This window comes from Actinoplanes aureus, from assembly GCF_015704865.1.
GTDB classification, from domain to species: domain Bacteria; phylum Actinomycetota; class Actinomycetes; order Mycobacteriales; family Micromonosporaceae; genus Actinoplanes; species Actinoplanes aureus.
The window spans coordinates 44,380-53,338 of record NZ_JADQTO010000044.1 but is presented as its reverse complement, the minus strand read 5'-3'; the positions used below and the strand labels follow the sequence as shown (position 1 = coordinate 53,338).

Sequence of the window (8,959 nt, the reverse complement as noted above, 5' to 3'; positions counted from 1 at the left end):
CGAGATGAGGTATCCCACCACCTTGAGTGGGTAAGGCCCCCAGCTAGACGACTGGGTTGATAGGCCGGAAATGTAAGCACGGTAACGTGTTGAGTTGACCGGTACTAATAGGCCGAGGGCTTAACCATCTTAAACTTTATGCTTGCGTCCACTGTGTGATTCACAGCAAACGAACAACCACCCCCGATCCTGGGTAACCAGGAAAAGGGTTGCTGGCTGTTTGTGGTGCTGACAGTTGTTTCGGTGGTCATAGCGGTGGGGAAACGCCCGGTTACATTCCGAACCCGGTAGCTAAGCCCGCCAGCGCCGATGGTACTGCACTCGGGAGGGTGTGGGAGAGTAGGACGCCGCCGGACTCAACGTGACAGAAAGGCCCACCCGGAAACGGGTGGGCCTTTCTTTTTGTCTATCAGTCGCGGGTCTGCGTGGCCTTGCGGATCTCGAGCATGAGGGGCGCGGCTTCGCTTTCCGGCTGGTCCGGGAACATCGCCAGGGCCAGGCTTCCGTGATCGGCCCAGCCGCAGACGGTGAGTTCGGCGCCTTCGGAATTGGTGATCCCGCACTTCATGACGCCGCCGAGTTCGCCGGCGTCGACGTCGTGGAGGCCGGTCACGGCACCCTCCTCGTCGGCGATCAGATCGAACGAGTTCTCCAGGTCCTTCTCCGGTGACCAGAGCAGCGTCGTGCCACCGAAGAACAGCACGTTCTTGCCGCCGGCGCCGCTGTAGACGCCGCCCACCGTCTTGTCCATGGAGATCTCCGCGGAGAGCGCGCCCTGCAGATATTCCGCGGTGGCGCTGGCGTCCTCGGTGCTGTTCAGGGTGAGCGCGCCGATCGTGGGCGGGGCGGAGAGCGTCGTGTTCCGCTGGGAGTTGACGTTCCAGCCGAAGTAGCCCAGCGTGGCGGCGCCGGCGAGGGAGACAGTGAGCAGCGCGCCGAGGACGACCCTGCGCATCTTGCGGCTGGACTCCGCGTCACGGGGGTCGGGCTCGTCCTCGCCGGTCAACGCGAACGGAGTGTCGTTGATCTGGATCGGCTCATCGTCCGCGGGGGCGGGGGCGGGCGTGTCGGCGGACGGGGGGATGTGCTGGCCGCGGTCGGACATCTGGCGAGCGTATCGTCCTGGCGACTGAGGAGGTGCGAATACGGGCTCGCGGCGGGGCTCCGTAGACTTGTCGGGTGACCGATGCGACCGAACCCCGTACCCCCGACAGCCGGCCCACCGGTGGCCTCTCCGCCCAGTACCAGCCGGGCGAGGTAGAGCAGCGGCGGTACGAGCGGTGGGTATCGGAGGGCTACTTCACCGCGGACCCGAAGAGCGACAAGCCGCCGTTCACCATCGTCATCCCGCCGCCGAACGTGACCGGTTCGCTGCACGTCGGCCACGCCCTCGACCACACGATCCAGGACACCCTGGTCCGGTTGAAGCGGATGCAGGGCTACGAGGTGCTCTGGCTGCCGGGCATGGACCACGCCGGCATCGCGACGCAGAACGTCGTCGAGCGCAAGCTGGCCGACCAGCGGCTGTCCCGGCACGACCTGGGCCGCGAGAAGTTCGTGGAGCGGGTCTGGGAGTGGAAGGCCGAGTCCGGCGGCGCGATCCTCGGCCAGATGAAGCGGCTCGGCGACTCCGTCGACTGGTCCCGTGAGCGCTTCACCATGGACGAGGGCCTGTCCCGGGCGGTCCAGACGATCTTCAAGCGGATGTTCGACGACGATCTGATCTACCGCGCCAACCGGATCATCAACTGGTGCCCGCGCTGCCTCACCGCGCTCAGCGACATCGAGGTGGAGCACACCGAGGACGAGGGCGAGCTCGTCTCCATCCGGTACGGCGAGGGCGACAACGCGATCGTCGTCGCCACCACGCGTGCCGAGACGATGCTCGGCGACACGGCCGTGGCGGTGCACCCGGACGACGAGCGGTACAAGCACCTCATCGGCACCGAGGTGGAGCTGCCCCTGACCGGCCGCCGGATCCCGATCGTGGCGGACGAGCACGTCGACCCGGCCTTCGGAACCGGTGCGGTGAAGGTGACCCCGGCACACGACCCGAACGACTTCGAGATCGGCCAGCGGCACGGGCTGCCGAGCCTGACCGTCATGGACGAACGCGCCGTCATCACCGTACCGGGACCGTTTGAAGGCCTGGACCGCTATGAAGCGCGACCGACCATCGTCGCGGCCCTGCGTGAGCAGGGTCGTATCGTCGCTGAGAAGCGACCCTACGTGCACTCGGTGGGCCACTGCTCGCGGTGCAAGACCACCGTGGAGCCGCGGCTGTCGCTGCAGTGGTTCGTGAAGACCGGGCCGCTCGCCAAGGCGGCGGGTGACGCGGTGCGCGACGGCCGGGTCAAGATCGAGCCGGTCGAGTTGTCCAAGCGCTACTTCGCCTGGGTCGACAACATGCACGACTGGTGCATCTCCCGGCAGCTCTGGTGGGGTCACCGCATCCCGGTGTGGTACGGGCCGGACGGTGAGGTCGTCTGCGTCGGACCGGACGAGCAGCCGCCGTCGGGTGCCGGCTGGCGCCAGGACGAGGACGTGCTGGACACCTGGTTCTCCTCGGGCCTGTGGCCGTTCTCCACGCTCGGCTGGCCGGACCAGACCGCTGAGCTGGAGAAGTTCTACCCGACGAGCGTGCTGGTCACCGGTTACGACATCCTGTTCTTCTGGGTCGCCCGGATGATGATGTTCGGTTTGTACGCGATGGACGGCAAGCAACCGTTCGACGTGGTCAACCTGCACGGCATGGTCCGCGACCAGTTCGGCAAGAAGATGTCGAAGTCGTTCGGCAACGTCGTCGACCCGCTGGACTGGATCGACCGGTACGGCGCGGACGCCACCCGCTTCACCCTGGCCCGCGGCGCCAACCCCGGCTCCGACGTGCCGATCAGCGAGGAGTGGTGCCAGGGCTCCCGCAACTTCTGCAACAAGCTCTGGAACGCCACCCGGTTCGCGCTGATGAACGGCGCGACCGTCGCCGGTGATCTGCCGTCGCCGTCGGAGCTCTCCGCCGTCGACAAGTGGATCCTGTCCCGCCTGCAGCACGTGACCGCGGAGGTGGACGGCTACTTCGCGAGCTACGAGTACGCGAAGGTCTGCGACGCGCTCTACCACTTCGCCTGGGACGACGTCTGCGACTGGTATCTGGAGCTGAGCAAGCCGGTGCTGGCCGAGGGCGGGGAAGCCAGCCGCCGGGTGCTGGGGCACGTTCTCGACCAGCTGCTCCGGTTGCTGCACCCGGTCATCCCGTTCGTCACCGAGGAGCTGTGGATCGCGCTCACCGGTGGCGAGACCCTGACGCGGGCCGCGTGGCCGGCCGTCGACAAGGCGCTGATCGACGACGCCGCGGAGGACGAGATCGCCGCGCTGCAGAAGGTGGTCACCGAGGTCCGCCGGTTCCGTTCCGACCAGGGCCTCAAGCCGAGCCAGCGGGTCACCGCGGCGCTCACCGGCCTGGGCAACGTCGGCATCGACGCGCACGAGCCGCTGATCCGTTCGCTGGCCCGGCTCGACACGCCCGGCGGTGACTTCGCGGCCACCGCGTCGCTCGCGGTGACCGGCGGGATCGCCGTCGACCTGGACACCCGCGGGGCGATCGACGTCAAGGCCGAACGGGCCCGGCTGGAGAAGGACCGCGCGGCCGCCGAGAAGGAGGCCACCCAGTGCCGGGCCAAGCTCGGCAACGAGGCGTTCGTGGGCAAGGCTCCCGATCACGTGGTCGCGAAGATCAAGGAGCGGCTGACGGCCGCCGAGGCAGACCTGGTCCGGATCGCCGCCGCGCTCGAGACGTTGCCGGCAGCATGAGCGAGTACACCGAGGTCGAGGCCGCGCTCAACGAGCGCGGCTTCACCCGCATGGTCTTCGACATGCAGAAGATCCGGGACCTGATGGACGTGCTGGGCAGCCCGCAGCGGGCGTACCCGGCGATCCATCTGACCGGGACCAACGGTAAGACCAGTACGGCCCGGATGATCGACGCGCTGCTGCGGGCGCACGGGCTGCACACCGGCCGATACACGAGTCCGCACCTGGAGACCGTCCGGGAGCGGATCAGCCTCGACGGGGATGCGATCACCGAGGAGCGGCTCGTCACCACGTACAACGAGGTGGCGCCGCTCGCCGACCTGATCGACGCGCGGAACCCGGAGCCGCTGACCTACTTCGACATGACGACGGCGATGGCGTACGCGGCGTTCGCGGACGCGCCGGTCGACATCGCGGTGGTCGAGGTGGGCCTCGGCGGCGAGGAGGACGCCACGAACGTCATCGAGGCCGGGGTGTGCGTACTCACGCCGATCGGGCTGGATCACACCGAATGGCTGGGCGACACCATCGAGGACATCGCCTGGCACAAGGTCGGCATCATCCACAAGGACGCCACCGTGATCACCGCGTTGCAAAGCGAGGAGGCCATGCGGCCGATCCTGGAACGCTGCGCGGACATGGGCGCCACCCTCGCCCGCGAGGGCGGCGAGTTCGGCGTGATCGAACGCGCCCAGGCCGTCGGCGGCCAGGTGCTCACCCTGCAAGGACTCGGCGGCGTCTACGACGAGATCTTCCTGCCGCTCTTCGGTGCCCACCAGGCGCAGAACGCGGCCACGGCGCTCGCCGCGGTCGAGGCGTTCCTCGGCGCCGGCGCGGGCAAGCAGCTCGACGTGGAACTGGTCCGCGAAGGGTTCGCCCAGGTGGACTCGCCGGGTCGGCTCGAACGGGTACGCAGCGCGCCGACCATCCTGCTGGACGGAGCGCACAACCCGCACGGCATGGCCGCGACGGTCACCGCGCTCGAGGAGGAGTTCACCTTCCGGCACCTGGTCGCGGTGCTCGCGGTCCTCGGCGACAAGGACGCCACCGGCCTGCTCGACCTGCTCGAACCGGTGGTCGCCCGGATCGTCGTGACCCAGAACAGCTCACCACGCTCGATGCCGGTCGAAGAGCTCGCCCAACTGGCGATCACCGTCTTCGGCGAGGACCGGGTGACGATCGCGCACACCATGCCGGACGCCATCGAAGAAGCCGTGGTGCTGGCCGAAGAGGACTCGTCGGGCGAGCTGAGCGGCGTCGGTGTGCTGATCACCGGCTCGGTCGTCACCGTCGCCGACGCACGGAAGCTGCTGAAACGATGACCGAGCCGGACAAGGCCGCGGCGCCGGCGGAGGGCGAGCCGGCAGCCGCGGCGCGGTCTTCCGGGCTCCGCAACCCCGAAGCAGCGGTACGCGGACTCGGCGCCGGAACCATGGCGATGGAGGCGGTCGTGCTGCTCCTGGCGATCGCGCCGCTCAGCGTCATCGCGGAGGAGCGCAAGGGCGCCGCGATCATCGCGGTTGCCGTCGCGGTGGTCGTGGCGATCGTCCTGGCCGGCAGCATGAAGCGCAGCTGGGCGTGGCCCGCCGGAGCGGTTCTGCAGGTGCTGCTGCTCGCGGGCGGCCTGTTGCACTGGGCACTTGCGGCGATCGGGGTGATCTTCGGGTTGGCGTGGGCGTACAACTACCACGTACGCCGGTCGATCCTGGGTTGAGGCCGCGCCCCTGCCGGGGCGCAGCGCTCAGCGGATGGCCCGCCATTGCGTGATGGCGATGTTGTGGTTGTCCGGGTCGCGGAAGGTCGCGGACCAGAGCTCCAGCTTGTCGCCCCGGTTCACCTTGCGGGGCGAGTGCACGAACTTCACACCCTTCTCCCGCAGCTCTTCGTAAACGGCGTCGACGTCACCGACCTCGAGGTTGAGGTAGATCAGGCGACCGGCATCCGCGGAGAGGTTGTGCACGGTGCGCAACACCAGGCGGGTGTCCCCGGAGGCGAGCACGGCGCTTCCGTCGCCGCTGTCGATCTCGAAGAAGCCGAGGATGTCCCGGTAGAAGGCGATCGACCGGTTCAGATCGGTGACCAGGACGGTGATCCCGACGCCGTGGATCGCGCCGGCCGGGCCTGGGCGGGCGCTCGGGTAGGCGGTGATCACCTCGGCGACGTGTTCGTCGGGCTCGGTGCCGCCGAAGTCGCCCCAGGGGCTGCCGGTGGGTCGGGGGGTCGGTTTGTCGGATTCGGCGTCCGCCGGGGTGCTGGAGTCGGTGTTGGTGCTGGCTCGGCCGATTACGGCTCCGGCGACCGCGCCGAGGGCGGCACCTGCTGCTGCGGCAACGCCCATACCGGCGCCGGAGTGTGCCGGGGGTGTGCGGCTGGGGCTATCGGTGCTTTCTCCGGGGGCCGGCTCCGAGACTCGCGTTGAGGCTGCGGACGTCGTGCTGTCCGGGATGTGAGCCGGGGGCGGAGGCGGTGGAGTGCTGTCCGCGATGTGCGCCGCCGGCGGAGGCGGTGGGGTGCTGTCCGGGATATGGGCCGCCGGCGGAGGCGGTGGGGTGCTGTCCGGGATGTCGGCTGTGGGGGCAGGCGTTGGTGGGGCGGTTGACGCCGGGCTGCCCGGACCGTCGGCTGTGGGAGCGGGTGGTGGCTGGGTGGCCGGGATGGAGTCTGCCGGCGGCGCGATGATGCCGTCGGCCATGGCGCTGGAGGCGGCGGGGGTGGTCTCGGGGGCCGGTTCCGGGCTGCTGTCCAACGGAATGTCGACCGGATCGTCCGTGGTGGAGCGGTCCGCCGGCTCGCTCTCGAGCGGGATGTCGATGTCCGTGGTGTCGTCGGTCGGCGTGGCCGGGCCGGTGTGGTGTGGTGTGGACGGCGGCGGCGCACTGGGGAACGGCCGGTCCGGAGCGGGTGCCGTGGGCGGCGCCGAGACCGGGGACGGCACGGACGGGGTGGATGTCGGAGTGGGCTCGGGGCGGGGTGCTCCTCGGAAAGCGGTCGGACCGGTCTGCGTGGGAATCCGATCGGTGGGGTCGTTCGGCTGCGCGAAGAAGCGGGTCCGGCCGGACGAGGTGGACGGGATGACCGGGTCGGCGTCCGCATCGGAGCCGGCGGTGCCGGCCGGAGCACCGGCTGCCGGGGGCGTGGCGTGAGTTTCGGTCGGGACGGTGGCGGACCAGGCGATGGTGTCGGCATCGTCGGCGGGACCGGTGCCGGTGGACGCGGCACCCGCGGTGGGTTCCGAGCCGGTGCCGGGGCCGGCGGTGGGTTTCGAGGCGGTGCCGGGGTCGGCGGTGGGCTCAGAGGCGGTGCCGGGGTCGGCGGTGGGCTCAGAGGCGGTGCCGGGGTCGGCGGTGGGCTCAGAGGCGGTGCCGGGGCCGGCGGTGGGCTCAGCGGCGGTAGCGGTGGCGGGGTCGGCGGTGGGTTCCGAGGCGGTGGCGGTGCCGGCGGTGGGCTCAAAGGCGGCAGTGGCGGTGGATCCTGTGCTGGTTGCCGGGCCGGCGGTCGGCTGTGAGGCGGTTGCGGGGCCGGCGGTGTGGCGGGAGCCGGGGGCGGCGGGTGGCCAGGCGGTGGTGGCGTCAGCCGACGGGACGGGCCGGGTGGGTTCGTCGAGCGGCACGTCGATCACCGGGTCGGAGTCGGCTGGCGTGCGCTGGGTGGGAGTGCGGCCGGTAGCCGCTCGCGGTGCGGCGGCCGATGCCGTGGTCGGTGACTCCTCGGACGCATCGTCCCGCTCGACGGTCGCGGTGGCCGTGCTGCCTCGGGGTTTCGGGCTCGGGCGGCTACCGGGTGGGCGGCTGGAGGAGGTGCGTGCGGAGGGCACGGTGGTGCCGCCCGAGCCGGTGGTGCCGCCCGAGCCAGGCGTCCCGCCGGCCATGTAAGCGCTGGCCTGGGCGGCGCCGGCCGTGAAGCCGGACTCCCTGGATTGCGCGGGGCCGGCCGTGAAGCCGGATTCCCTGGACTGGGTGGGGCCGGCAGTGAAGCCGGACTCCCTGGACCGGGAGGGGCCGGACTCCGTGGACTGAGCGGCGCCGCCCGGCGTACCACTGGAAGCGAAACCGGACATGCCGCCGGAGCTGGAACCGGGGTCGGGTGTGCCGGCCGCGCTGTAGCTGGAGGCGGGGGTGGCAGCCGTGCGCGGCGTGTCGGCCGAGTGGTAGCCGGTGGTCTGGTAGCCGGGAGCGGGTTCGGCGCTGGAGCCCGATGTGCCGCCGGGGTCAGGGTCCGAACCGGGAGTGCCAGCCTCGTTGTGGTCGGGAGCTGGGCGATAGGCGGAGTCCTCGCCGGCGGGCATGCCCGCGCCAGGCGGGGGCGGGTCGGCCGACGGCTGATCCGGATCGCCCTCGTCGGGGGCGGTGCCCTGGGCCGGTGCGCGGTCGAAGCGGGCGGCCCCCGGGGCGCGGCGCGGCAGTGGTGGGGGCTCCTCGTCGGGGTCGACGAGCTGTCCCTCGACGATCGTGCCGGTGGGAGTGTCGCGGACCACGACCGGGTTGGTCGAGCGGGCGTCGGCGTACGCGGGCGGCGGCGGAGGCGGCGGCTCGGAGTCGAAGGCCCAGTCCCGATCCCGGTCACGCCCCTCCCAGGGTGCGGGATCGTCGACACCGAGTACGTCGTCGTCGATCTCCTCGGGTGCGGCGTAGTCGGCGCCCGGTGGGGGCGGGGGTGGCGGGTCGGCGCCCTCGTCGTGGGCGGGTGCCTCGTTCCAGTTGACGCGGACCCGCCGGGTGTCGTCGACGTCCACGGTGATCGGCACGGTGCCCCCGACGACCGGCCACTTCGCCACCGGGACCCGGGACTCCCGGATCGTGGTCTCGAAGGTCCCCAGTCCGGGAGCGACCACGATCGCCTCGATCTCGGCGCGCCCGTAGGCCGACGAGAGCGGCGGCGGCGGGATCGACTTGATCTCGGCGTTTCCGGCCACGGTGGCCCGGCCGCCGCGGCGGCCGGACAGGTTGACCATGGCTAGGACGATGGCCAGCGCCAGGACGGCGACGCCGAAGAACGCGACGGCCATGCTCGACATGCCGAGCCCGAAAACGATCACGAAGACCGCGAGCGTACCCATGACCGCCGCCACCAATTTGCGTGCGGGCGCGATGGGCCGGCCGGCCTGGTTCGCCACTGTGGACCTCCCGGTTGTTCCCGTCAGGTTATGGCC

5 protein-coding genes and 2 rRNA genes are annotated in these 8,959 nt (G+C 70.7%); 5 read left to right on the top strand and 2 right to left on the bottom strand.

From position 1 onward, the window contains the following. Both I4J89_RS45965 and rrf read left to right on the top strand, forming a co-directional pair. A 23S ribosomal RNA gene (locus tag I4J89_RS45965) occupies positions 1–128 on the top strand; the annotation flags it as partial. A gap of 111 nt (positions 129–239) precedes the next feature. Then, positions 240–356 (top strand): 5S ribosomal RNA (gene rrf / locus I4J89_RS45960). 53 nt (positions 357–409) lie between these two features. On the opposite strand, the gene I4J89_RS45955 is transcribed toward rrf, so the two are convergent. Further along, positions 410–1,105: a hypothetical protein gene (locus I4J89_RS45955; protein ID WP_196420550.1), complete on the bottom strand. Its 696-nt coding sequence runs from the start codon at positions 1,103–1,105 to the stop codon at positions 410–412. 74 nt (positions 1,106–1,179) lie between these two features. On the opposite strand from I4J89_RS45955, the gene I4J89_RS45950 reads away from it, so the two are divergent. Genes I4J89_RS45950 through I4J89_RS45940 form a run of 3 tightly spaced genes read left to right on the top strand, consistent with a single transcriptional unit; the run spans position 1,180 to position 5,524 of the window. After that, positions 1,180–3,810 (top strand): valine--tRNA ligase, encoded by a 2,631-nt coding sequence (locus tag I4J89_RS45950; RefSeq protein WP_196420549.1) that lies wholly within the window; start codon positions 1,180–1,182, stop codon positions 3,808–3,810. Continuing rightward, positions 3,807–5,132 carry a bifunctional folylpolyglutamate synthase/dihydrofolate synthase gene (locus I4J89_RS45945; protein WP_196420548.1) on the top strand — a complete coding sequence of 442 codons (1,326 nt, stop codon included), beginning with the start codon at positions 3,807–3,809 and terminating at the stop codon, positions 5,130–5,132. The genes I4J89_RS45950 and I4J89_RS45945 overlap by 4 nt, the downstream gene beginning before the upstream one ends. Then, entirely contained in the window at positions 5,129–5,524 is a 396-nt protein-coding gene (locus I4J89_RS45940; RefSeq protein ID WP_196420547.1) for a DUF4233 domain-containing protein, read from the top strand. Before I4J89_RS45945 ends, I4J89_RS45940 begins: the two co-directional genes overlap by 4 nt. Before the next feature lie 27 nt (positions 5,525–5,551). Here I4J89_RS45940 and I4J89_RS52145 read toward each other — a convergent pair whose 3' ends face one another. Continuing rightward, complete coding sequence (locus I4J89_RS52145) at positions 5,552–8,923, bottom strand: VOC family protein (RefSeq protein WP_373688214.1); 3,372 nt, start codon at positions 8,921–8,923, stop codon at positions 5,552–5,554. Between the last annotated feature and the right edge of the window lie 36 nt (positions 8,924–8,959).

Bases quoted from the DNA above. Each gene is read 5' to 3' on its own strand.
- I4J89_RS45955 (WP_196420550.1), bottom strand. From the start codon at position 1,105: ATGTCCGACCGCGGCCAGCACATCCCCCCGTCCGCCGACACGCCCGCC.
- I4J89_RS45945 (WP_196420548.1), top strand. From the start codon at position 3,807: ATGAGCGAGTACACCGAGGTCGAGGCCGCGCTCAACGAGCGCGGCTTC.
- I4J89_RS45940 (WP_196420547.1), top strand. From the start codon at position 5,129: ATGACCGAGCCGGACAAGGCCGCGGCGCCGGCGGAGGGCGAGCCGGCA.